This is a genomic window from Streptomyces sp. NPDC111656, from assembly GCF_055656965.1.
The window spans coordinates 325,068-347,140 of sequence record NZ_JBVKCA010000002.1; the positions used below are offsets into that span (position 1 = coordinate 325,068).

Annotated in this window: 20 protein-coding genes; 10 read left to right on the forward strand and 10 right to left on the reverse strand. The window is 70.8% G+C overall.

The window, feature by feature from the left end; translation table 11 throughout:
* Positions 1-2: 2 nt before the first annotated feature.
* From ACZ7M3_RS07010 to ACZ7M3_RS07025, 4 genes are all read right to left on the reverse strand, one after another.
* Positions 3-380, reverse strand: coding sequence for a TadE/TadG family type IV pilus assembly protein (locus tag ACZ7M3_RS07010; RefSeq protein WP_355308837.1), 378 nt, complete (start codon positions 378-380; stop codon positions 3-5).
* On the reverse strand, positions 377-1,999 hold the full coding sequence (locus ACZ7M3_RS07015) for an AAA family ATPase (RefSeq protein ID WP_472061377.1): 1,623 nt from the start codon (positions 1,997-1,999) through the stop codon (positions 377-379). Before ACZ7M3_RS07015 ends, ACZ7M3_RS07010 begins: the two co-directional genes overlap by 4 nt.
* A gap of 39 nt (positions 2,000-2,038) precedes the next feature.
* Positions 2,039-2,752: a Flp pilus assembly protein CpaB gene (cpaB, locus tag ACZ7M3_RS07020; RefSeq protein WP_472061379.1), complete on the reverse strand. Its 714-nt coding sequence runs from the start codon at positions 2,750-2,752 to the stop codon at positions 2,039-2,041.
* A gap of 82 nt (positions 2,753-2,834) precedes the next feature.
* Positions 2,835-3,710: a hypothetical protein gene (locus ACZ7M3_RS07025; protein ID WP_472061381.1), complete on the reverse strand. Its 876-nt coding sequence runs from the start codon at positions 3,708-3,710 to the stop codon at positions 2,835-2,837.
* Between the two features lie 379 nt (positions 3,711-4,089).
* Between ACZ7M3_RS07025 and ACZ7M3_RS07030 the strand changes: the two genes are divergently transcribed.
* The 6 genes from ACZ7M3_RS07030 (at position 4,090) to ACZ7M3_RS07055 (ending at position 11,929) form a co-directional block, all read left to right on the forward strand.
* Positions 4,090-5,790, forward strand: coding sequence for a chitinase (locus ACZ7M3_RS07030; RefSeq protein ID WP_472061383.1), 1,701 nt, complete (start codon positions 4,090-4,092; stop codon positions 5,788-5,790).
* Between the two features lie 439 nt (positions 5,791-6,229).
* Positions 6,230-6,799, forward strand: coding sequence for a dihydrofolate reductase family protein (locus ACZ7M3_RS07035; protein ID WP_472061385.1), 570 nt, complete (start codon positions 6,230-6,232; stop codon positions 6,797-6,799).
* Between the two features lie 62 nt (positions 6,800-6,861).
* Complete coding sequence (locus ACZ7M3_RS07040) at positions 6,862-7,749, forward strand: GNAT family N-acetyltransferase (protein WP_472061387.1); 888 nt, start codon at positions 6,862-6,864, stop codon at positions 7,747-7,749.
* Between the two features lie 132 nt (positions 7,750-7,881).
* Entirely contained in the window at positions 7,882-8,778 is an 897-nt protein-coding gene (locus ACZ7M3_RS07045; RefSeq protein ID WP_472061389.1) for a Vgb family protein, read from the forward strand.
* A gap of 36 nt (positions 8,779-8,814) precedes the next feature.
* Positions 8,815-9,165: a YciI family protein gene (locus tag ACZ7M3_RS07050; protein ID WP_472061391.1), complete on the forward strand. Its 351-nt coding sequence runs from the start codon at positions 8,815-8,817 to the stop codon at positions 9,163-9,165.
* Between the two features lie 79 nt (positions 9,166-9,244).
* Positions 9,245-11,929 (forward strand): helix-turn-helix transcriptional regulator, encoded by a 2,685-nt coding sequence (locus ACZ7M3_RS07055; protein WP_472061393.1) that lies wholly within the window; start codon positions 9,245-9,247, stop codon positions 11,927-11,929.
* Between the two features lie 139 nt (positions 11,930-12,068).
* Here the strand turns inward: ACZ7M3_RS07055 and ACZ7M3_RS07060 are convergent, their stop codons facing one another.
* Positions 12,069-12,437, reverse strand: coding sequence for a hypothetical protein (locus ACZ7M3_RS07060; protein ID WP_472061395.1), 369 nt, complete (start codon positions 12,435-12,437; stop codon positions 12,069-12,071).
* A gap of 172 nt (positions 12,438-12,609) precedes the next feature.
* On the opposite strand from ACZ7M3_RS07060, the gene ACZ7M3_RS07065 reads away from it, so the two are divergent.
* The 3 genes from ACZ7M3_RS07065 (at position 12,610) to ACZ7M3_RS07075 (ending at position 16,026) form a co-directional block, all read left to right on the forward strand.
* Positions 12,610-13,125: a SigE family RNA polymerase sigma factor gene (locus ACZ7M3_RS07065; protein ID WP_343324921.1), complete on the forward strand. Its 516-nt coding sequence runs from the start codon at positions 12,610-12,612 to the stop codon at positions 13,123-13,125.
* A 78-nt stretch (positions 13,126-13,203) separates the two neighbouring features.
* Positions 13,204-14,496, forward strand: coding sequence for a hypothetical protein (locus tag ACZ7M3_RS07070; RefSeq protein WP_472061397.1), 1,293 nt, complete (start codon positions 13,204-13,206; stop codon positions 14,494-14,496).
* Positions 14,497-14,688: 192 nt separating this feature from the next.
* Entirely contained in the window at positions 14,689-16,026 is a 1,338-nt protein-coding gene (locus ACZ7M3_RS07075) for a M14 family metallopeptidase (RefSeq protein WP_472061399.1), read from the forward strand.
* Positions 16,027-16,095: 69 nt separating this feature from the next.
* Here ACZ7M3_RS07075 and ACZ7M3_RS07080 read toward each other — a convergent pair whose 3' ends face one another.
* The 5 genes from ACZ7M3_RS07080 to ACZ7M3_RS07100 form a co-directional block, all read right to left on the reverse strand.
* The gene (locus ACZ7M3_RS07080; RefSeq protein WP_472061401.1) at positions 16,096-16,689 is read right to left on the reverse strand and encodes a hypothetical protein; all 594 of its coding nucleotides are present in this window, start codon (positions 16,687-16,689) and stop codon (positions 16,096-16,098) included.
* An 86-nt stretch (positions 16,690-16,775) separates the two neighbouring features.
* The gene (locus ACZ7M3_RS07085) at positions 16,776-18,263 is read right to left on the reverse strand and encodes a GntP family permease (RefSeq protein WP_351695140.1); all 1,488 of its coding nucleotides are present in this window, start codon (positions 18,261-18,263) and stop codon (positions 16,776-16,778) included.
* Between the two features lie 140 nt (positions 18,264-18,403).
* The gene (locus ACZ7M3_RS07090) at positions 18,404-18,814 is read right to left on the reverse strand and encodes a RidA family protein (protein ID WP_472061403.1); all 411 of its coding nucleotides are present in this window, start codon (positions 18,812-18,814) and stop codon (positions 18,404-18,406) included.
* Complete coding sequence (locus ACZ7M3_RS07095; protein ID WP_351310300.1) at positions 18,811-19,584, reverse strand: IclR family transcriptional regulator; 774 nt, start codon at positions 19,582-19,584, stop codon at positions 18,811-18,813. Before ACZ7M3_RS07095 ends, ACZ7M3_RS07090 begins: the two co-directional genes overlap by 4 nt.
* Entirely contained in the window at positions 19,581-20,660 is a 1,080-nt protein-coding gene (locus ACZ7M3_RS07100; protein WP_472061405.1) for a sugar kinase, read from the reverse strand. The genes ACZ7M3_RS07095 and ACZ7M3_RS07100 overlap by 4 nt, the downstream gene beginning before the upstream one ends.
* Positions 20,661-20,771: 111 nt before the next feature.
* On the opposite strand from ACZ7M3_RS07100, the gene ACZ7M3_RS07105 reads away from it, so the two are divergent.
* Positions 20,772-22,040, forward strand: a complete 1,269-nt coding sequence (locus tag ACZ7M3_RS07105; protein WP_472061407.1) for an amino acid deaminase — start codon at positions 20,772-20,774, stop codon at positions 22,038-22,040.
* Positions 22,041-22,073: the final 33 nt, after the last annotated feature.

The window sequence follows — 22,073 nt, forward strand, 5'->3', positions numbered from 1 at the left end:
GCTCAGTTGTCGGTGGGCATGGTGGCGTGGCGGGTGACGGTGTAGGGGCCGAAGAGGGGAATGACGGACGGGACGTGAACGGTGACCGTCGCGGTGGTCGTGTCCGCGCCCTTCGCGGGAGGGGGAACAACCGGCTTCAGCCATCCGCTCACTGCGGCCTGACCTGCGGCGGTCCCCTCTGCGGGGCCACCCTGCTGGGAGGCGACCCGTGCCGCCGCCCGCGCCCCCGTCCCCGCCTGGTTGATCCCGTAGCCGATGAGGCCGAGTTGGATGGCGGCCATCCCGATGACGAGCAGGATGGGCAGGAACCCGGCGAACTCCAGCATGGAGACGCCCCGGTCGTCGCGGAGCCGGCGCCTCAGCCACCGTAGGGGCCTCATCCGTCGTTCCCCTCCAGCGCGGCGCCCGCGTTCCCGTCCACGTGCCAGCCCGCGTCGAAGCCCGGGAAGAACAGCGGCACGTCGACCTTCACGGTGGCCTTCATGACCGAGCCCGCCGGGCCGCAGGTGATCTCGGCGCCCTGCCAGGAACCGGGCAGATGTTTGCTTCCAGCGGCCGCGCACGCGCCCTGATAGTCCCCGTGGTTGACCGCGTTCGCCGCCGTCGCCGCCCGCGCCGCCTCGTCCGCCGCGTTCCCGGCCAGCGAGTACGAGTAGCCGTACAGCACGCACTGCCACAGGATCGTCATCACGACGAGCAGGATGGGGAACATGCCGGCGAATTCGAGGGTGACCGCGCCCCGGTCGCCGCCCTTGCGCCGCAGGGCCAGTGCGCCCCGGTCCGACGAGGTCTTGCGGCGCCTGCCGCCGCCCCCGCCGGTCTCCTGGGCGACCACGAGACCGAGTTCCCCCGCCAGCGTCCACAGCGCCTGCTTGACCGTCGAGCGGGTGTCCAGGTCCTGGAGGCGCCCCGCGTCGACGACGGACTGGAGTTCCTTGAAGGCGGCGGGGACGGGGGTGCGGGCGACCTTGGTGCCGGTGACGCGTTCGACGAGGGAGGGCTGGATCTCCGTACCGCGGGCGAAACGGTTGACGACGGTGGTCGTCTCCTCCGCCTTGCGGATCTGGAGGCGGTCCCACATGCGGACCATGCGTTTGGCGGCGCGGACGGCGACCACGTCGGGGGTGACGAGGAGGAGGGCCCGGTCGGCCATCTCGACGGCCGCGGCGGTCGCGGAGTTCATCTGGGCGCCGCAGTCGACGACCACGACGTCGTGGCGGGAGCGCAGGGCGCCCAGGACCTGGCGGGTCACCCGATCGGTGACCTCCTCGCCGCGCTCGCCCTCGGCCGGGGCCAGCAGGAGGCCCACTCCGCTGTCGTGGGTGTAGACGGCGTCCTGGAGGACGCGGGGGTTGATGTCGCTGATTCCGGCGAGGTCGGCGATCGACCGCCGGAACTGGACGTCCAGGTACGAGGCCACGTCCCCGGACTGGAGGTCGAGGTCCACCAGCGCGACGCTGCGCCCCGACGCCTGGGCGGCGAGGGCGAGTTCGACGGCGGTGACCGTCGCTCCGACGCCGCCCTTCGCCCCGGTGACCGTGACGACGGTGCCGCCGGGGCCCGTGTACAGCTCGGGGGTGCCGCTGCCGAGGTGGCGGCGCATGCCGAGCGACCACCCGGCGGCGGCCTGGACGCGTTCGGCGAGGGCGTCGTAGCCCAGCGGGAGGCCGATGATGCCGCGGGCGCCGGAGTCCATGGCGGCGGTGAGGACACCGGTGCTGGTGTCCGCGGTGATGAAGACGACGCCGATCGCGGGGAAGCGCATGACCACGTCGCGGATCAGGTCCAACGCCGGTACGGGACCTATGCGTTCGTGGACCAGGACGACTTCGGGCAGTTCGTCGAGGGACTCGGCGGCGAGCCGCGCCAGGGTGTCGAGGAGCGCCGTCGAGTCGGGGACGGGCGGGGCCGGCTCGGCGTCCGCGAGCTGGCTCAGCAGGGTGGCGAGCGCGCGGGCCGAGTCGACGTCGCTGACGGCCGGGAGGATACGGATGGTCATCGGCACAGCCCCGTGGGCGTGGACCTCATGCGCGGCCTCCTACTTGTCCTCGTCGAGGGTGTACGTACGGTCGCCGGGGGCGACGGTGGCGTCGGAGCCGCCCGCGACCAGGGCGAGGCGGACATGTTCGGCGAACGACTCGGCGTACGCGACGCGTTGGGCGTCGGCGGTGTCGAGCGCGAAGGTGATGGGGACGGCCTGGGTGGCGCTGTTGCGCCGGTCGTTGCTGGACTGGCCGGGGTCGAGGGCGGTGAGTTTGCCGACGTCGATGACGCGGGCGTTCGCCACGATGACCTTGGACTGGTCCTTCTGCTTGTCGTTCTCGGCCTTGAAGGTGGCGTAGATGTTGACCCTGGAGCCCGGGTCGATCTTTCCGGCCACACCGGTCGCCGCGTCGATCATGATCGCGATCTCCTGCTGGCCCGCCTCCAGCGCGGGCCGGTCCACGATCATGTCGGTCTGGAGCAGGGAGCCCTTCTGGAGCTGGGTGACGGCGATCTTCCCCCGGATCTGGCCGAGGTTGGTGACCGCCGTGCTCGACAGCCAGCGCTCGGGCATCGAGACCCGCTGGAACTGGTCGGCCGACAGCTCCTTGTAGGGCGCGATGTCGTCCTTCAGGCGGTACGCCGCCACCTCCGGGCCGACCTTGGAGTTCACGTCGCGGATCACCGAGAGCACTCCGGCGAAGGCGCCCAGGGCGCACAGGACCGAGAGGACCAGCAGGATGACGCCGCGGCGCTGGCGTGAGTTCATGACGCGGACAACCTCGATCGTGGGGCGGGGACGGCGGGGTCGAGCGGTCGTTCCTGGTGCTCTTCACGTGTACTGCGGGTGCTCAAGTTGCGCCTCGGGGCAGAGCGCGTACTGAGGATGCTGCCCGCACCGTGGCCGTCGGAAGCTCGGGAGGCGGGGGCAGCGGCGCGGCACAGAACCCGCAGCGGTCACCGATGAGTTCGAGACCGCACCAGTGGCACTCCTCCCGGCGGACGGACGACACGAGCTGGTAGAGCACGGAGACGTCGTACAGTCCGGCGGCGAACTCGGCGAGCTTGGTGGTGCCCCACCAGCGGGCCGACTCCTGCGGCAGCGGTACGGTCAGGGCGCCCTGCACACGCCAGGCGGGTGCGAGGGTCGCGGTGACCCAGTCGGAGGGCGGCTGGCCCGCGGCGACGAGCAGCCGGGTGCCGAACTCGGGACCGGTCAGCTCGTCCTGCCCGATCCGGGCCAGCTGCGGGCGTGGATGGGACAGTACGGCGAACTGGGCGCCCGGTACCCATGACTTGGCGTGCGACTTCAGCGTCACCGGGACCCGGTCGAGCTTGGCGACCGAGCCGAGCAGGGCGCCGGCGTAGATGTAGTGGGCGAGCAGCCGGGCGGAGGAGGCGAGCACGCCCGGGCTGAAGTCGCAGACCGACAGCTGCCGCAACTGCTGGGCCAGCAGCGCCACTCCGAGCGGCGGCAGGTCGATGCCGAGCAGGGCGATGCGGTCGCTCTCGAGGACGGAGCGGACGGTGTGCAGCCGCCGGGTGACCGCGTCCTCGACCGAGACCGGGTAGAGCGCGATGACGTATCCGTGCTGCTCGATGAGGGCGTGCATGCCCGTGAGGGAGCTTTCGAGACTGTCGAGGGGCTGGACCACGGCGGGTGGGGTCTGCCGGTCGTGCGGCGGGAGCACCAGATCGGGACTGGTGACGGCTATCGCGGTCGGCACGCTGCACACACCCCGTTCACTGTGGCGGGGTGGTCGACCACCGCCTCAGATGGCCCCTGTGACGTCCTCTTGCATCAGCACCATATCCACGGCATGGCCGCCTCAACACCGAATCTTCCAGATCAACTCACGGAAGGTACGGGCTTGATCAACGGAGAGTGAGACGAATATGCCACAAGTCGCCCACCCTGTGGGCCGGTTGGAGCGCCCTGCCACCCCTGTCACCCACCAGAGGTCTTGACAACCCAATTGGTCTGGACCAACTTGTACGCCAGCAACGTACGACGGTGGCCACCGTTGCGCACCCCGGCTTCCCCCCTTCTCCTCCCCCTCCCCTCCCCTCCCCTCACCGGAGGTCCCAGTGGACCGCGTCATACGTATGCCCCGACCGCCCCGACGCAGATGGGCGGGCGCCCTCGCCGCCGTCGTCACCGCCTCCGTCCTCTCCCTCACCGGTCTGGCGGGCCAGGCCCAGGCGGCGGACGTCAACAACGCCAAGAACGGCGGCTACGAGTCGGGCCTCAGCAACTGGACCTGTACGGCGGGCAGCGGTACGACCGTCTCCTCGCCGGTGCACGGCGGCTCGGCCGCGCTCAAGGGCACGCCAGCCGGGCAGGACAACGCCCAGTGCACCCAGGCCGTCGCGGTCAAGCCCAACTCGACGTACACGCTGAGCGCGTGGCTGCAGGGCGGGTACGCCTACCTGGGCGTGACGGGCACCGGCACCACGGACGTCTCGACCTGGACCCCCGACTCCGCCTCCTGGAATCAGCTCTCGACCACCTTCACCACGGGCGCGTCGACGACTTCGGTGACGGTGTACACGCATGGGTGGTACGGCCAGGCCCCGTACTACGCCGACGACCTCTCGGTCTTCGGCCCCGACGGCGGCGGAGGCGGCGACCCGGCCCCCACGGTCCCGGCGGCACCCACCGGTCTGACGGTCTCCTCCACCACGTCCTCCTCCGTCTCCCTCTCCTGGAACACGGTGTCGGGCGCGACGGGCTACAACGTCTACCAGGCGGGTACGAAGGTCCAGTCGACGACGGGGACCTCGGCGACCGTCTCGTCCCTCGCGGCCTCCACCTCGTACTCCTTCCAGGTCACGGCGACGAACGCGGCGGGTGAGTCGGCGAAGTCGACGGCGGTGACGGGCACGACGACCGCGTCCTCGGGCGGCGGTGGCGGCGGTTCCCTGCCCAAGCACGCCGTCACGGGCTACTGGCAGAACTTCAACAACGGCGCGACGGTCCAGAAGATCTCCGCCGTGCAGTCCCAGTACGACATCATCGCGGTGGCGTTCGCGGACGCGACGACCACGCCGGGCGCTGTGACCTTCAACCTCGACTCGGCCGGGCTCGGCGGCTACACCGTCGACCAGTTCAAGGCGGACATCAAGGCCAAGCAGGCCGCGGGCAAGAAGGTCGTCATCTCCATCGGCGGCCAGAACGGCGCGGTGTCGATCAGCGACTCCACGTCCGCGACGAACTTCGCGAACTCCGTCTACTCCCTCATGCAGACGTACGGCTTCGACGGCGTCGACATCGACCTGGAGAACGGCCTCAACGCGACGTACATGACGCAGGCCCTGCGGTCCCTCTCCGCCAAGGCGGGCTCGTCCCTCGTCATCACCATGGCCCCGCAGACGATCGACATGCAGTCCACGTCGAACACGTACTTCCAGACCGCCCTGAACATCAAGGACATCCTGACGGTCGTCAACATGCAGTACTACAACAGCGGTTCGATGCTGGGCTGCGACGGCAAGGTCTACAGCCAGGGCTCGGTCGACTTCCTCACCGCCCTCGCCTGCATCCAACTCCAGGGCGGCCTGGCCCCCTCCCAGGTGGGCCTGGGCCTCCCGGCCTCGACGAGCGGCGCGGGCAGCGGCTATGTGTCTCCGACGGTGGTGAACAACGCCTTGGACTGCCTGGCCAAGGGCACCAACTGCGGCTCCTTCAAGCCCTCCAGGACCTACCCGGACCTGCGCGGCGCGATGACCTGGTCGACGAACTGGGACGCGGCGGCGGGCAACGCGTGGTCGAACTCGGTGGGGGCGCACGTGCACGCGCTCGGCTAGAAAGGTGCCCTTCGGCCGGACACGGTGCCGGCCACCCCACACAGGGGTGGCCGGCACTCGTCTGTCGGCGTTGCGTTTGATAATGCGCCGATGTGATGAATCCACCTGCGACGGATGACGGGTTCGGTGAACTCCGCACGGTGTGCGACCACTTCATCGCTTCCTGCGCGTCCCGAGTCAGGGGCACGGTGCGCTTGCACCTGGGCCGTGGCACGGCCCCGACCCGGTCGATCGTCGCGGAGCGCCCTCGGTACACAGGGGATCGGGAGGCGTGGGAGCAGGGGCGGCCCTGACACCCCGGCCCGCCGGTACCGACACCGCTACCGATGCCGTCCCGGGCGAGGCGGGTCACGTTACGTCGCGATGACCGATGCCCTCCTGAATCGGGGTGCCTAGTGTCATCTCGTCCCTGGTGGCAACGGATCGGAATCGGACCCGCATGCGTCTGCTCACGTACCTCGTCGGCTGCAGTGTCGACGGCTTCACCGCCGGTCCTGACGGACAGTGCGACCCCTTCGGCTTCGACGGCGATCTCAAGGCCGCCGTTCTGGCCGAGTACCCCGAGACCGTCCCGGACCATGCCCGCAGGCCGCTGGGCGTCGTCAGCACGGCGAACAGATTGTTCGACACGGTCGTCATGGGGCGCGGCGTCTACGAATCCGCTCGGGCGGCCGGTGCCGACAGCCCGTACCCCTGGCTGCGGCAGTACGTGGTCTCCTCGTCCCTGAAACGGCCCGCGTCAGGCGTCGATGTCGTCGCCGGGGACCCGGCGGAGTTCGTCCGCGGGCTGAAGCGGCGGCCGGGTATGGGCATCTGGCTGTGCGGCGGCCCGGTGCTGGCCGGGCGCTTGCTGCGCGAGGTGGACAAGCTCGTGGTCCACCACCGCCCGGTGGTGTTCGGGGCCGGCGTTCCGCTGTTCCACGCGGCATTCGACCCTGCCGCCTTCACGCTGACCGACTTCCGGGTCTTCGCCACCGGCGCGACTGTCACTACGTACACCAAGCAGTAGGAGCTCACGTGTTGTTTCGCCCCACGACCGAGGCCGATCAAGAGAGTGTCGCAGCAGTCATCGTGGATGAACCGGTGGGCTGGATCGACGCCGACCGCTACCTCGACGAGTTGAAGCAGGGGATGTACCGGCCGGAGTGGACCTGGATCGCCGAGGACGACGGGCGGATCGTGGGCCGTTCCCTGTGGTGGGGGCAGCAGGACAGCGCTCACCCCGTCGCCCTGGACTGTCTGTATGTCGACCCGACGCTCCCCGACCGCGCGGAGGTGGCGGCCGGGCTGCTGACCGCCGCGCTGCGGGCGTTCGCCGACGCCGGTGCGCCCAGAACTCCGCTGTACAACCTGACGCTGCCCGTCGGCTGGCGTGACACCCCGGCCGCGGTGGCCGCCGTGGAGTGGCGGCGCCGGGCCGCCGTGGCAGCAGGCCTCACGCACGAGGTGGAACGGCTGCGCCTGCAATGGACGGCCGCCGTCGGCCTCCCCGCGTCCAGGGGCCGGCTGACGTTCGCCCCCGCTTCGGACGAGGAGTTCCTCCGGCTGTTCCGTCGGATAGCCGTCGGCAGCCTGGACGACGAGACCCGCAGGAACATCGCCGTCAAGGGCGCCGAAGCCACAGCCAGGGACGAGATGGACTTCTATCTCGGCTGTCCCGGTCGGCGCGAGTGGTGGCGCGTGGCCCACACCCCGGACGGGCAGGTCGCGGGCCTCGCCCTCCCCTCCGCGACACCGTATGCCCGCAACGTGGGCTACCTGGGCGTCGTCCCCGAGTTCCGCGGCCATGGGTACGTGGACGACCTCCTCACCGAGATCACCCTCATCCACGCGGAGTCCGGTGCCGAACTGATCACAGCCACCACGGACACCGGCAACGCCCCCATGGCCGCGGCCTTCGCCCGCGCCGGCTACCGGACTTCGGAGATCCGCATGCTGTATTCGGCGCCGGTGGCGTAGGGCGGAGAGCCGGAGGCCCCTTCGCCCGAGGGAGACGGACGGTTGATGAAGGGCGGTTGATGAAGGGCGGCAGCGGGCGCGCCGTATGAAGAGAGCCGTATGAGCCGTATGAAGAGAGGAGAGCCGACTCTGATGCCGGTTTTCATCGAAGAGTTCACCGTGGCCGAGAGCGACAGCGGTCCCTACGCGCTCACCACGGGCCCGGACGGGGCGCTGTGGTTCACGCTGGTGCACAGCGGGGGCATCGGGCGTCTCGTACCCGGAGGGGTACTCACGCACCATCAACTCGATCCGGACTGCGGGCCGACGATCATCGCCGTCGGGCCGGACGACGCCTTGTGGTTCACCGAGCACCGTGCGCACCGCATCGGCCGGATCGCCCTCGACGGCAAGGTCGAGGAATTCACCGTGCCGACCGCGGAGTGCGGTCCGTTCGGAATCGCCGCCGGGCCGGACGGAGCGCTGTGGTTCACCGAGACCGCCGCCGACCGGATCGGCAGGATCACCACCGACGGCCGGGTGACCGAGTTTCCGCTGCCGGCCACGGGGACCTACCCCTCCGCGATCACCGCAGGCGCCGACGACGGGATGTGGTTCACCCTGAACCAGGCCGACGCGATCGGGCGGATCGGCATGGACGGAGCCGTCACTCTGCACCCGTTGCCGACCAGGTCCGCCGCCCCGGTGGGCATCGCGACCGGGCACGACGGGGCGGTCTGGTTCGTCGAGATCGGTGCTGGGCAGATCGGGCGGATCACTCCCGACGGCGGGATCACCGAGTTCCCGCTGCCCGACCGCACGTCCCGGCCGCATGCCATCACACCCGGCAGTGACGGCACGTTGTGGTTCACCGAGTGGGCCGGCAACCGGGTGGGCTCCCTCACCGCCGACGGCACTGTCACCGTGCACGACCTGCCGACCCCGGGCTCGGAGCCGCACGGGATCGCCCTGGGCCCGGACGGAGCACTGTGGACAGCGCTGGAAATCGGCGCACTCGCCCGCGTCGGCGTCGGTGTCCACACGCAATGAAGCAACGAAGCAACGAAGCAACGAAAGGGAACGCTCATGAAGTACGCACTCGTGATCTTCGAGACCGATGAGTCGCGCCACCGGATCCGGACCGACCGGGCCGCTCACCGAGCGGCGTACGAGACCTGGATCGGCAAGATCGCGGCGGCAGGCAAACTGATCAGTGGCGATGCCCTGGACACCGAGTCGGCCTCCGCGACGACCGTGCGCAAGACCACCGAAGCAGCCCCCGCCACGGTGACCGACGGGCCCGCACACCCCGGCGAGGAGACCCTGGGCGGCTGGTTCGTCGTCGACGTGGCCGACCGTGAGGAAGCCGTGGAACTCGCCAAGGGGCTCGGCACCTTGGAGACCATCGAGATCTGGCCGGTGCTCGAAGGCGCCTGAGGACGGCCCGTTGCGGCATCGCCCCTCCCCGGACGTACAGTGTCGATCATGATGCTCGGTTGCCGGCGGGGGGCGGACGGTGCAGGGGCGCACAGAAGAACGACACCATATTGAGCGAATGCTCGCCAACTCCCGGCACGGAACTAGCAGTTCACTGCTGTTGCACGGCGAGGCCGGCATCGGCAAGACCACTCTCCTTGAGCATGCGGCCGCCCACGCGGACGGCATGCGCGTGCTGCGGGTCGAGGGCATCGAGTCGGAGATGGACCTCGCTTTCGGAGGGCTCCATCAGCTCTTCCTGCCGGTGCTCGATCTGCTCGACCGGCTGCCGGGACCGCAGGCCGGGGCTCTGCGCGCCGTCTTCGGCCTGAGCGACGAGCCCGTACGGGACCGTCTCACCCTGGGGCTCGCCACCCTGTCGCTGCTGTCCGAGGCGGCCACGGACGACCCCCTGCTGTGCCTGGTCGACGACCTGCAATGGCTCGACCGGCCGTCCGGGGACGCGCTGACCTTTGCCGCCCGGCGGCTGAGGGACGAAGGCATCGTCATGCTCTTCGCCACCCGCGGCACCTCGCCGGAGAGCGGATCGAAGGCGCTGCCGCGCGTACACGTCACCGGCATCGACCGGCGGTCGGCCGTGGCGCTGCTGCCCGGCCTCGCCCCGCCGGTCGCCGAGCACATCCTCGACCAGGCGCAGGGAAACCCGCTGGCGCTGCGGGAGTTGGCCGCCGCGCTGACCCCGGCACAGCGCGCCGGACAGCTGGGGCCGCTGGCGCCGGCCGAGGCGCGGCCCGAGCTGCCCCATCAGCTCCAGGACGCGTTCGCACAGCAGATCCGCCACCTTCCCGACGCGACCCAGCGCACTCTCGCGGTGGCCGCGGCCGACGACACCGGGGACCTTCCCACCGTGCTGGCAGCCGCGGGCCGGCTCGACGGGGAGGTCAGGGATCTGGAGCCCGCCGAGCGTGCCGGACTGGTGTTCGTCTCCGCGCAGAAACTGCGGTTCCGGCACCCCCTCATCCGGTTCGCCGCCTACCAACAGGCCCCGCTGGCCTGGCGGATCGCGGCGCACCGAGCGTTGGCGGCGAACCTGGACGGCGCCCAGCACGCGCACCGGCGCGCCTGGCACCTGGCCGCCGCGACGACCGGCCCGGACGAAGAGGTCGCCGCGGAGTTGGAACGGGTCGCCGAGTGGGCCGGAAGCAGGCAGGCGATGGCGTCCGCGTCCGCGGCGTACGAGCGAGCCGCCCGCCTGACCGCCGATCCGCACCGGCACGCCCGCCGCCTGATCACCGCCGCGCAGAAGGCGAGCGAGGCCGGCCAGGACGAACGGTGCCGCGCTCTCACCGACCAGGTGCCACTGCCGTTGCGGGACCCAGGGATGGCGGCGGACTTCGCCCGCGTACGCTCCGTGGTCGAGCTCGGCTACGGCAGCCCCCGCCGGGCCGCCCGCATCCTGGCCGACTGCGCGGACACGATCTCGGCCGACCGTCCCGACAAGCTCGCGCCACTGCTGACCGACGCCATCCACGCGGCCTTCTGCGCGGGCGACGCACCCCTCATGGTGGAGATCGGCTTCCGCACACCCCACCTGCCGATCCTGGCCGTGCCCGCCCACCTCCTGGCGGGCGACCTGCCCGGCGCGCGCCGTGCCCTGGACACTCTCGTACGGGCCGGACGCCTCGCCGACGTCGGGCTCATGGACCAGTTGGTGACCGCGATCCACTGCCACCTGATGGCCGATCACGCGACCGCGCACGAACTGGCCGCAGCGGCGGTCGCCCACTGCCGCGAGCAGGGCATCGGCGGATGGCTGCCCACCACGCTGCATCTGCGCGCCCAGGTAGAACTGGCGCTCGGCCGACTCGACGACGCGCACGCACACGCCACCGAAGCGCTCCGGCTGGCCGAGGGCTACGACCTGGACCACCGAGCAGCCCATCTGCGCGCCCTGTTGGCGGTGCTGGCCGCCGTCCAAGGGGAAGAGGCGCAGACCCGGAAAATGGCCGAACAGGCACTGGAGTACACCCGCCCGCGCGAGGTCGGACGGGGCGCGGCGGAGGCGCTGTGGGCGCTGGGGCTGCTCGACCTCGCCCTCGGGCGGGCGCAGGACGCGCTGCGCCATCTGGAAGCGGCCCGGCAGGCGGCGGGCCACCCCTTCCTGGCCCGGCACCTGTTGCCGGATCTGATCGAGGCGGCCGTGCGCGCCGGACATCCGGAAGGAGCGAGGGCACCCGCGGACCAGCTCATGACATGGGCGGCCGACCTCGGACAGCTCCGCTTCACGGCCCAAGCACACCGCTGCGCGGCCCTGACCGGCCCGGACACACAGGCCGAGCAGCACTATCTGGCCGCCTTCGACCTGCACACCGACGGCGACGACTTCGATCGGGCGCGCACCCAACTCCTCTACGGCGAATGGCTGCGCCGCTCGCGCCGCAAGATCGACGCCCGCGACCAACTGCGCACCGCACTGAAAATCTTCGATCAGCTGAACGCCCGACCCTGGGCCCACCGCGCTCGCACGGAACTCCAGGCAGCCGGCGAAACCCACGACCCGTCCGACGCCACCGACTCCCCCCTGAGCCGCCTGAGCGCCCAGGAGCGCGAAGTCGTCCGCCTCGCGGCCACCGGCGCCACCAACCGCGAAATCGCCACGCACCTGTTCCTGAGCCCACGCACCGTCGGCCACCACCTCTACCGCGCGTTCCCCAAGCTCGGCATCAGCTCCCGAACAGAACTCGCCGACCTGCTCACGCCCTGACGGGCGCAGAAGAACAGGCAGGCCGGGCGCCCTTCCCGACCACAGGCACAAGCTGGGCCGAGCCGGGACGCCGGCTGCGACCGAGAAAGACCCACCTGGGCGGCAGGTGTTCCTGTGAAGCGCGAGGACCGCCGGACGGCTATCCCATCGGGCGGTAGTACCCCAGCACCCACGCCAACTGTGCGAACCACCCGCGCAACAACTCCCGCGGCTTCGCGGTCACCACGCACTCGTAGACCCTGCCGTCCAGGTGGACCACGGCGACCATCAGGGCCTTGCCGTTGGGGCTCGCCTTGTAGTGGACGCTGCGGATCTCGGCCCAGGGGAAGTCGACCGTGATGTCGTACATCTCGAAGGCCACACCCGACGCGTCGACGACGACCGAGTTGTGCTTGTCGACCGCCAGGAACTCCGGGCCGGGCGCCGCGGGCTGTGGCGGCTGCGGGGCGTACTGCGGCGGGGGCGGGCCGAAGCCGGGTGGGGTGGAAGCGGGCGGCTGGTCTGTCACTCCGGCAACCTATCCCCGCGTACGCGGATCCCCTACGTGGAGGGCTCCCCGTGGGCTCCCAGTGGCATCCCCGCGGGCCCCCTCTGGACCTTCTTTCCGTCCGCTGAAACATTTCCGGGGGGCCGGCGCATCAATGAAGTGAAGGCGGCGGTACCAAAGACACGGGGGCGGGATGAGACAGGTCCGGGGGGACGAGTACGCCGAGTTCGCGGCGGCGCGGGCGGGGCATCTCTACCGTTCCGCCTGTCTGCTCACCGGCGGGGACACCCATCTCGCCGAGGACCTGGTGCAGGAGACCCTCGGTCGCCTGTACGTCCGCTGGTACCGGGTCTCCCGCGTCGGCAACCCCGCCGGATACGCCCAGACCGTCCTCACCCGCACCTTCCTCGCCCACCAGCGGCGCCGCAGCAGCCGGGAACGCGCCACGGACGAGTTCCCCGACCTCCCCGACCCGCGCGCGGCCGACACCGACACGCCCCTGCGGCTGACCCTGGTCGAGGCACTCGGCCGGCTGTCCGCCAAGGACCGGGCCGTGGTCGTGCTGCGCTACTGGGAGGACCGCAGCGTCGAGGAGACCGCCGAGGCCATGAACGTCAGCTCGGCCGCCGTACGCACCCGCTGCACCCGCGCGCTCGCCCGGCTGCGGCTGCTGCTCGGGGACGCCCTCGGCGAGCACGCCAGACCCTGACGCCGACGACCGTACCGAGACTTCCGACCCACAGCTTTGACAGACAGCCCTTACGGAGAGCAGAGAGGGTGATGCGCCATGCCCGTTGACGACCGCGACCACGACCACCGGTACCACGACCACGACAAGGACCACGACCAAGAGGATCGTTTCGAGGTACGGCTCGGCGAGGCCCTGCACCAGGCCGGCGGGGCCTACGAGACCGACCGCCGCGCCCTGGTCGCCGCCGGCGCGACGCGCGGCCACCGACTGCTGCTGCGGCGCAGGGCCGCCGTCGTGGCGGGCGTGGCCTCGGTCGCGCTCGTGGGCCTCGGCGGGACACTCCTCGTACCGGGCGGCGACGACGGGCGGCAGTCCGTGGCCACCGGTGCCAAGACCCCTGTCGCTTCGGCCACTCCCAAGGCGTCGTACACCGGCGACGAACTGATCGGCATCCTCGAGAAGCTGCTCCCCCGGGGCGAGTTCAGCTCGGCGCAAGCACGCGGCACGGACGACAAGCTGCCGCCGTACGCACAGGTCGTCCACGACGACGGCAAGGGCAAGGCGGCCATCGCCGTCGGCTTCAACCGGGTCCTGCCGGGCAGCGAGCAGGCCCGCCAGACCATCGAGTGTCCGGACAAAGCCCTGACGCCGTACGACAGTTGCGTCGTGACCAGGCTGCCCGGCGGCTCGGCGCTCAAGATCTTCCAGGGGTACGAGTATCCGGACCGCCGCGCGGACACGAAGCTGTGGACGGCGGACCTCGTCACCCCCAAGGGTCAGCACGTCAGCGTGAGCGAATGGAACGCCGCGGCCGAGAAGGGCGCGCCGGTCAGCAGGGCCGAACCCCCGCTGTCCACGGCGCGGTTGAAGACACTCGCCACGGCCGCCGCGTGGCTGGGCGTCGTCGACGCGATCCCGGTGGACCCCAAGGCCCCGACGGCGGCACCCGCACAGCCCTCGGGCATCGCTGGCGGCGCGATCGCTTCCACGCTCGTCTCGCTGCTCCCCAAGGGCGTCAAGGTGGTCGCCAAGAGCGGCCCGGACAGCGGGTACGCCTATGTCGTCGTCGACGACGGCAAGGGCGGGAGCCTGGTCCAGATCAACGTGCAGCCGAACATGTCGGACGTCGAGGACCAGCTCTTCGGGGCGGATGCCGAGACGCTGGCCGACGGCACGAAGGTCGTCACGCACAAGGAGCCGGGCGAGAAGGGCGGCGCCGGCGTCGTCATGTGGACCGCCGACACCATCAGGACCGACGGGTTCCGTGTGGTGGTCAGTGCCTTCAACTCCGGCAGCCAGGAGACCGCCGCGACGCGCACCACCCCCGCGCTCACGACGAAGCAGCTCCGGGCGATCGCCGTCAGTACGAAGTGGCGCGGTCTGGGCTGAGTTCCCCCGCCGCTCTCACGCGTCGGACCCCGTCGGGCAGACCTGCCGGCGGGGTCCGACGCATGACCGGTTTCCGCCACCGGCTCTTTGTCGTCCCTTGACCTGCCCATGCCAAAGACTCACCATGAGCGCCACACCCGCACTCCGTACGTCGCACTGATTCCACCCCCCACACTCCGTTAAGGAGACTTCATGCGACTTCACAGACGCGGCAGGCGCTCCGTCACCCTCGCGACCCTGCTCGCGCTCGCCCTCGCCGCCCCGATCACCGCCACCGCCACCCACGCCACGGCGACGGGAGCGAAGACCCCCGCGCCCTCGGCCGACGACATCCGTCAGTACGAGATCCACCAGAGCACCACCCCGGTGACCCGCACCGCCATCCAGCAGACCGGCGTCACCGTGGACGAGGCCGACGAGGAGACCGTCGTCGTCTCGGGCCGCGCCGACCAGGTCAAGAAGCTGCGCCAACTCGGCTACGAGGTCTCCCTGTTGGGGTCCGCGCCGAACCGGTCGAACGGCACCGGTGACGTCCGCCTCCTCGACTTCCCCTCGGCCGACTCGAAGTACCACAACTACGCCGAGACGAACACGGAGATCGACCAGCGGCTCGCCGCCTACCCGAGCATCATGAGCAAGCGGGTGATCGGCAAGTCGTACCAGGGCCGGGACATCGTCGCCATCAAGGTCAGCGACAACGTGGCCACCGACGAGAACGAGCCCGAGGTCCTCCTCACCTTCCACCAGCACGCCCGCGAGCACCTGACCGTCGAGATGGCGCTGTATCTGCTGCGCGAGCTCGGGGCCGGATACGGCAGCGACTCCCGGGTCACCAACATGGTGAACGGTCGCGAGATCTGGATCGTCCCGGACCTCAACCCCGACGGCGGTGAGTACGACATCGCGACCGGCTCGTACCGCTCGTGGCGCAAGAACCGCCAGCCCAACTCCGGTTCCTCGTACGTCGGTACGGACCTCAACCGCAACTGGAACTACAAGTGGGGCTGCTGCGGCGGCTCGTCCGGCTCCACGTCCTCCGAGACCTACCGCGGCGCCTCCGCAGAGTCCGCACCCGAGGTGAAGGTCGTCGCCGACTTCGTGCGCGGCCGGGTCGTCGGCGGCAAGCAGCAGATCACGGCCGGGATCGACTTCCACACGTACAGCGAACTCGTGCTGTGGCCCTTCGGGTACACCACCGCCGACACCGCGACCGGCATGACCGCGGACGACGCCGCCGCGTTCAAGGCCGTCGGCCAGAAGATGGCGGCCAGCAACGGGTACACCCCCGAGCAGTCCAGCGACCTGTACATCACCGACGGGTCGATCGACGACTATCTCTGGGGCAGTCAGAAGATCTTCGACTACACCTTCGAGATGTATCCGACGTCCAGTTCCGGAGGTGGGTTCTACCCGCCCGACGAGGTGATCGAGCGGGAGACCTCACGGAACCGGGACGCGGTGTTGCAGTTGCTGGAGAACGCGGACTGCATGTACCGGTCGATCGGGAAGGCGACGCAGTACTGCAGCTAGGAGTGGGAAAGACCGGTGGGTGGGGAACTGCGGGCCGGATGTGGCCGGTCGCGCAGTTCCCCGCGCCCCTTACGGGGCGCTCTCGTCCGGGGCCTCTTCGGAATCCTCACCGTCTTCGAAGTAGGCGTCCAGGACCGCGTCCAGCTGGTCCTCCCACTCCTTGAAGCGTGCCCGGGCCGTCGCCTCGATCTCGATCGGGTACCAGCGGCGGTCCGGGGTGTGCACCGTGATGGTGAACCGCTTCCCGAAGCGGGGCGACTCCGTCTCGACGGCGCCGATCTCGTCCCAGCGGAACTCCGCCTCCTGGTCGTCCAGGCGCAGGTGTACGCCGCTGTGGTCGGCCTTGATCGAGGCGCGCCGGTCGGATGCCTCGAACACCGGCCCGTCCGGGTCGGGTTCGGGTTCGGGCTCGGAGTCCGAGTCCGAGTCGGATTCGGAGGTGGCCTCCTCTTCGGGTTCGGCGGGTGCCGTCTCGGCGACCGGCGTCTCGGGGGCGGCGTCCTCGACAACCGCCTCCTCGGACGCGGCCTCGTCAGGAGCGGCGTCCTCGACGACCGCGTCCTTCGGCTCCGCCTTCGCGGGTGACGTAAGCCCGGGGATGTACGCCGGGTTCACCGCGGCGGCGTCCAGGGGCTGGCTCTTCGAACCTATGCGCTGCTCCACAGCGGGCAGTATGGTCGAAGATCCTGTGTCGGACACAGCCCGCCCCCAAGTTGGCAACGCGACTGTTGTACGAAGACGGCCCGTACCTACACGAACAGGCTCACCACCGCCGCCACCGCGAAGCCCGCGACCGACAGCACCGACTCCAGGACCGTCCAGGTCTTGAGGGTGTCCCGTTCGGAGATGCCGAAGTACTTCGCGACCATCCAGAAGCCGCCGTCGTTGACGTGCGAGGCGAAGATGGAGCCCGCCGAGATCGCCATGATGACCAGGGCGACGAAGGCCTGGGAGTGGTCGCCCTCGGTCAGCAGCGGGGCCACGATGCCGGCCGTGGTGACGATGGCGACCGTGGCCGAGCCCTGGGCGACCCGCAGGACCAGGGAGATGAGGTAGGCGAGGACGATCACCGGCAGGCCGACGTCGTTGAAGGTGTCGGAGAGGGCCTGGGCGACACCGCTGCCCTTGAGGACCGCGCCGAAGACCCCGCCCGCGCCGACCACGAGCAGGATGTTGCCGACCGGCTTCAGCGAGGCCGTGGACACCGTCTCCAGCGACTTGCGGGACCAGCCACGGCGGATGCCGAGCAGGTAGTACGCCAGCAGCAGCGCGATCGTCAGCGCGACGAAGGGGTGGCCGAAGAACTCGATGACCGAGCGGCCCGTGGAGGGGTCGAAGGCGATCGAGGAGAACGTCGCGAGCAGGATCAGCACCAGCGGCGTACCGATGATGGCCAGGACCGTGCCGAGCGGCACCGGCTTCTCCTGCGGCGCGACCCCGGCGGCCCGCTGCTCCTCGACCAGCGCGGCCCGCGCCTCGTCGGCGGCCTCGGCCATGTCCTGCGGTACGGGGACGAAGATCCGCCTGCCGATCCACGCGGACCAGGCCCAGGCGGCGAGCACGGCGGGGATGCCGCAGACGATGCCCATGAGGATGACCCAGCCGAGCTGCACGTGGAGCAGTCCCGCGGCGGCGACCGGGCCCGGGTGCGGCGGCAGGAACGCGTGGGTCATGGAGAGACCCGCGAGCAGGGGCAGACAGTAGAGCAGGATCGACTTGCCGCCGCGCTTGGCGGCCGCGTACACGATCGGCGCGAGGACGAAGATGCCGACGTCGAAGAAGACCGGGATACCGAAGATGAGGCCGGTGAGGCCCATGGCGAGGGGCGCCCGCTCCTCGCCGAAGAGGTTCAGCAGCCGGGACGCCAACACCTCGGCCCCGCCGCTGACTTCGAGGATCGCGCCGAGCATCGTGCCGAGCCCGATGATGATCGCGATGTGGCCGAGGGTGCCGCCCATGCCGGACTCGATGAGGGAGACGGCGTCGGAGCGCTGGACCGTGCCGAAGAGTTCGGTGACGGAGAGACCGGCCGAGAGGCCGACGGCTATGGAGACCGCGAGCAGCGCCACGAAGGGCTGGAGTCTCGCCTTGATGATCAGGACGAGGAGCAGGGCGATGCCGAGCGCGGCGACGGTCAGCAGACCGGCGGTGCCGTGGATGAGGGCGATCAGACCGCCGGTGTGGGGTGGGGCCGGTGGCGCGGTGGTGGCGGCGAGCAGGGGCAGGGGCGAGGACATGAGCGAGGACATGGGCGGGGGACCTCTGCAGTCGGGTAAGTGGGGCATGCGGCTTTCGGGCAGGGGGGATCGCGGCACGGCGTCCCATGGGGGACGTCGTGCCGTGATGACGTACGGGGTGCGGGAGTTGGCGGGGGCGCTCAGCCCAGTACGGCGAGCGCGTCGATCTCGACGAGGAGGCCGGCCGGCAGGCCGACGTAGACCGTGGTGCGGGCGGCGGGGGGCACGGTGAGGCCCTGCTCCTCGAAGTAGGTGTTGTAGATCTGGTTCATCTCGGCGAAGTGGTCGACGTCCGTGAGGTAGACGCGGATCATCATCGCGTCGTCCCAGCTCGCGCCGCCCTCTTCGAGGATCGCCCGGACGTTGGCGAGGGTCTGGAGGGTCTGTTCACGCAGGGTGGGACCGGCGGGCGTGGGCGGCTTGCCCTCCTCGGCCGGGAGGAAGCCGACCTGTCCGGCGACCTGGAGGATGTTCCCCTTCTTCACGCCGTGCGAGAACTTCGCGGGCGGCGTGGTGTGGGTCTTGGGGGTGAGGGCGGTCTTCTCGGTCATGGACGTCGGGAACTCTCTTCCTTGGCTGGGGGCTTGCCGGAGTACTCGTGGCTGATGGCGTCGGCGGTCCGGCGCACCAGCGGGAGCAGGGTGAGGAGTTCGTCGGCGGTGACGACGACGTTCGGCGCGGAGACCGACATCGCGGCGACGACGCGTCCGTCGGCGCCGCGGACGGGGGCCGCGACGCAGTTGATGGACTCCTCGTGGCCACCGAGGTCGGTGGCCCAGCCCTGTTCGCGCACCGTGGCCAGCTCCTTGAGGAAGGCGGGCGCGTTGGGGGTCGAACGGGCCGTGTACATGGGGTAGTCGAGCTTGTCCGCGAGGGCGCGGCGCTCGGGCTCGGGGAGATCGGCGAGGAGGAGTTTGGCGACGGCGGCGACCGTGATGGCGACCGGCTTCCCGATCCGCGAGTACATGCGCACCGGGTAGCGGCTCTCCACCTTGTCGATGTAGAGGACCTCGTTCTCCTCGTACACCGCGAGGTGGACGGTGTGCCCGCACGTCTCGTTCAGCCGTACGAGATGGGGGTGGGCGATCTCGCGGACGTCGAGGTTCTCGACGGCTTCCTGGGCGAGGGCGAAGAGGCGGGCGCCGAGGCGGTAGCGCTGGTCGGACTGGCGGTAGACGAGGCCGTGCTCGTGCAGGGTGCGCAGGAGGCGGAGCGCGGTGGACTTGTGGACGCCGAGGCGGTCGGCGACCTGGCCGAGGTCGGCGGGGCCCTCGGCGAGCAGCGGCAGGATGCTCAGCGCTCGGTCGACGGTCTGGCTCATGGGGTACGTACCTCCTCCTGGGCCCGCGTGACGGCTTCGGTCCAGCCGGGGCCGAGTCGAAGTGTCTCCCACGCGTCGTCGTCCAGAGCGGCCAGCCGGTCGGCGTGGTCGCGGGAGGGGGGCGCGGCGAGGTCGCCGTGGACGGTGAGGGCCGCGGCGGCCATGAGGTGGCCGTGCCGGAGCCGCTCCCGGGCGGGCAGTGCGCGCAGGGTGGCGGAGAGGAACCCGGCGGCGAAGGCGTCGCCCGCGCCGACGGGGGCGACGACGTCGACGTGGAGGGAGGGGACGAAGGTGACCGTGTCGCCCTCACCGTCACCTTGGAAAAGGGTGGCGCCCCGGGACCCCTGCTTCACGACCAGCGCCCGGGGTTCGGGCAGCGCGGCGCGGATCGCCCCCGGACCGCCGGTGACGCCCCAGGCGGTCTCGGCCTCGTCCTCGCCCACGAAGACGAGGTCGCTGCCGCGGGCCAGGTCCAGCAGGACCTTGCCCGGTTCCTGGTGCTGCCAGAGGTGCGCCCGGTGGTTGACGTCGAACGAGACGAGGGGGCGGCCGGGGCGGCGCGCGGTGAGCTCGCGCACCAGGGCGAGGCAGCCCGCGGAGAGCGCGGCGGTGATGCCGGAGAGGTGAAGCACCCGTCCCGCGCGGACGGCGTCCAGGTCCATGGCGTCCGCCGCCATCGCGGAGGCGGCGGAACCGGCCCGGTAGTACGCGACCTCGTGGGCGTCGCTCGCCCGGTCACCCGCCGTGCGGAAGTAGACGCCCGTCGGGCGCGCGGGATCCCGTCGTACGGCGGAGGTGTCGACGCCGTACGCGGCGATCGCCTCGACGAGGTGGTCGCCGAAGCCGTCCGCGCCGACCCGGCCGACCCAGCGCGCGGTGTGCCCGGCCGCGGCGAGCACACACGCCACATTCGACTCGGCGCCGCCGATCCCCCGCTCGAACGACGGCACATCGGCGAGGCGCCCGGGCCGGGTGGGCAGGAACGTGACCATGGACTCGCCGAGCGCGACGACGTCGACAACGGTGGGGGTCACGATGACTGGGGCTCCTCGCTCTCGCGGTCGACGGTGACGCATCCGCACCGTTGACCCTGCGTTGGCTGGGATGTTAGACAGCAGTAAGCGACATACGCAATGACCGTTGCACATGATGCAATACGTCATGCAACACCCTTGAAGGGAAGGCTCATGACCGCCTCCGAAGCCGCCGCCCGCCTCGCGGCCGACCGCGTCGACCACCGCTTCAAGGGCCTCCCCCCGGACGCCGAGGGCCTGACCGTCGGCGAGCTGGCCGCCCAGCGCCGCGACCTCTTCACCGGTGGATTCACCACCCCCGTCCTCGCGCTGTCCGCCGAGCGCCTGACGCACAATCTCGAGCTGATGGAGACGTACGCCGACCGCCACGGCCTCGCCTTCGCCCCGCACGGCAAGACCTCGATGGCCCCCCAGCTGTTCTGGCGGCAGATCGAGCACGGCGCCTGGGGCATCACCCTCGCCGTGCCCCACCAGGTGCGCGTGGCACGGGAGTTCGGGATCGAGCGGATCTTCCTCGCGAACGAACTCGTCGACGCGGCGGCGCTGCGCTGGATCGCGTCCGAGCTGGCGGCCGACCCGGACTTCCGCTTCGTCTGTTACGTCGACTCGGTGCGCGGCGTCGAGCTGATGGGCGCGGCGCTGCACGGCTCCATCCGTCCGGTGGACGTGGTCGTCGAGCTCGCCGCCGGTGCGGGGGCCCGCACCGGGGTGCGTACGGAGGCCGAGTGCGCGGCGGTCGCGGACGCGGTGGCCGCGACGCGGACCCTGCGGCTGGTCGGCGTGGCGGGCTACGAGGGCGAGGTCCCGGGAGCGGACCCCGAGCGCGTGCACGCCTGGCTGCGGCGGCTGACCGCGCTGGCGGCGGACTTCGACAAGGCGGGCCGGTTCGAGGGACTCACGGAGATCGTCGTCAGCGCGGGCGGCAGCGCCTGGTTCGACGCCGTCGCGGACGTCTTCTCCGAGCTCCCCGACCTCTCCCTGCCCGTACTGAAGCTGCTGCGCTCGGGCGCCTACGTCTCGCACGACGACGGCCACTACCGCCGGCTGACCCCGTTCACCCGGGTCCCCGAGGAGGGCGCCCTGCACCCCGCGTTCCGCCTCTGGGCCCAGGTCGTCTCCCGCCCCTCCCCCGAGCAGGCCTTCGTCAACGCGGGCAAGCGGGACGCGGCGTACGACCTCGATCTACCCGAGGCCCAGGTGGTGCGGCGGGACGGTGCCGAGCGGCCGGCGACGGGTCTGACGGTGACCGCGCTCTCCGACCAGCACGCGTGGGTGCGCACGGGCCCGGAGGCGGACGTGGAGGTCGGGGACTGGGTGGGCCTCGGGCTGTCCCACCCCTGCACGTCCTTCGACAAGTGGCAGCTGATTCCGCTGGTGGAGGCGGACGGCACGGTCGTGGACTACGTCCGTACGTTCTTCTGAGAGGCCGCTGTGACGAATGTTTCCCGTGTTTCC

Bases quoted from the DNA above. Each gene is read 5' to 3' on its own strand.
- ACZ7M3_RS07015 (WP_472061377.1), bottom strand. From the start codon at position 1,999: ATGACCATCCGTATCCTCCCGGCCGTCAGCGACGTCGACTCGGCCCGC.
- ACZ7M3_RS07095 (WP_351310300.1), bottom strand. From the start codon at position 19,584: ATGAGCCAGACCGTCGACCGAGCGCTGAGCATCCTGCCGCTGCTCGCC.
- ACZ7M3_RS07045 (WP_472061389.1), top strand. From the start codon at position 7,882: ATGCCGGTTTTCATCGAAGAGTTCACCGTGGCCGAGAGCGACAGCGGT.
- ACZ7M3_RS07090 (WP_472061403.1), bottom strand. From the start codon at position 18,814: ATGACCGAGAAGACCGCCCTCACCCCCAAGACCCACACCACGCCGCCC.
- ACZ7M3_RS07075 (WP_472061399.1), top strand. From the start codon at position 14,689: ATGCGACTTCACAGACGCGGCAGGCGCTCCGTCACCCTCGCGACCCTG.
- ACZ7M3_RS07030 (WP_472061383.1), top strand. From the start codon at position 4,090: ATGCCCCGACCGCCCCGACGCAGATGGGCGGGCGCCCTCGCCGCCGTC.
- ACZ7M3_RS07100 (WP_472061405.1), bottom strand. From the start codon at position 20,660: ATGCGTCACCGTCGACCGCGAGAGCGAGGAGCCCCAGTCATCGTGACC.
- cpaB (WP_472061379.1), bottom strand. From the start codon at position 2,752: ATGAACTCACGCCAGCGCCGCGGCGTCATCCTGCTGGTCCTCTCGGTC.
- ACZ7M3_RS07105 (WP_472061407.1), top strand. From the start codon at position 20,772: ATGACCGCCTCCGAAGCCGCCGCCCGCCTCGCGGCCGACCGCGTCGAC.
- ACZ7M3_RS07085 (WP_351695140.1), bottom strand. From the start codon at position 18,263: ATGTCCTCGCCCCTGCCCCTGCTCGCCGCCACCACCGCGCCACCGGCC.
- ACZ7M3_RS07065 (WP_343324921.1), top strand. From the start codon at position 12,610: ATGAGACAGGTCCGGGGGGACGAGTACGCCGAGTTCGCGGCGGCGCGG.
- ACZ7M3_RS07010 (WP_355308837.1), bottom strand. From the start codon at position 380: ATGAGGCCCCTACGGTGGCTGAGGCGCCGGCTCCGCGACGACCGGGGC.
- ACZ7M3_RS07070 (WP_472061397.1), top strand. From the start codon at position 13,204: ATGCCCGTTGACGACCGCGACCACGACCACCGGTACCACGACCACGAC.
- ACZ7M3_RS07050 (WP_472061391.1), top strand. From the start codon at position 8,815: ATGAAGTACGCACTCGTGATCTTCGAGACCGATGAGTCGCGCCACCGG.
- ACZ7M3_RS07035 (WP_472061385.1), top strand. From the start codon at position 6,230: ATGCGTCTGCTCACGTACCTCGTCGGCTGCAGTGTCGACGGCTTCACC.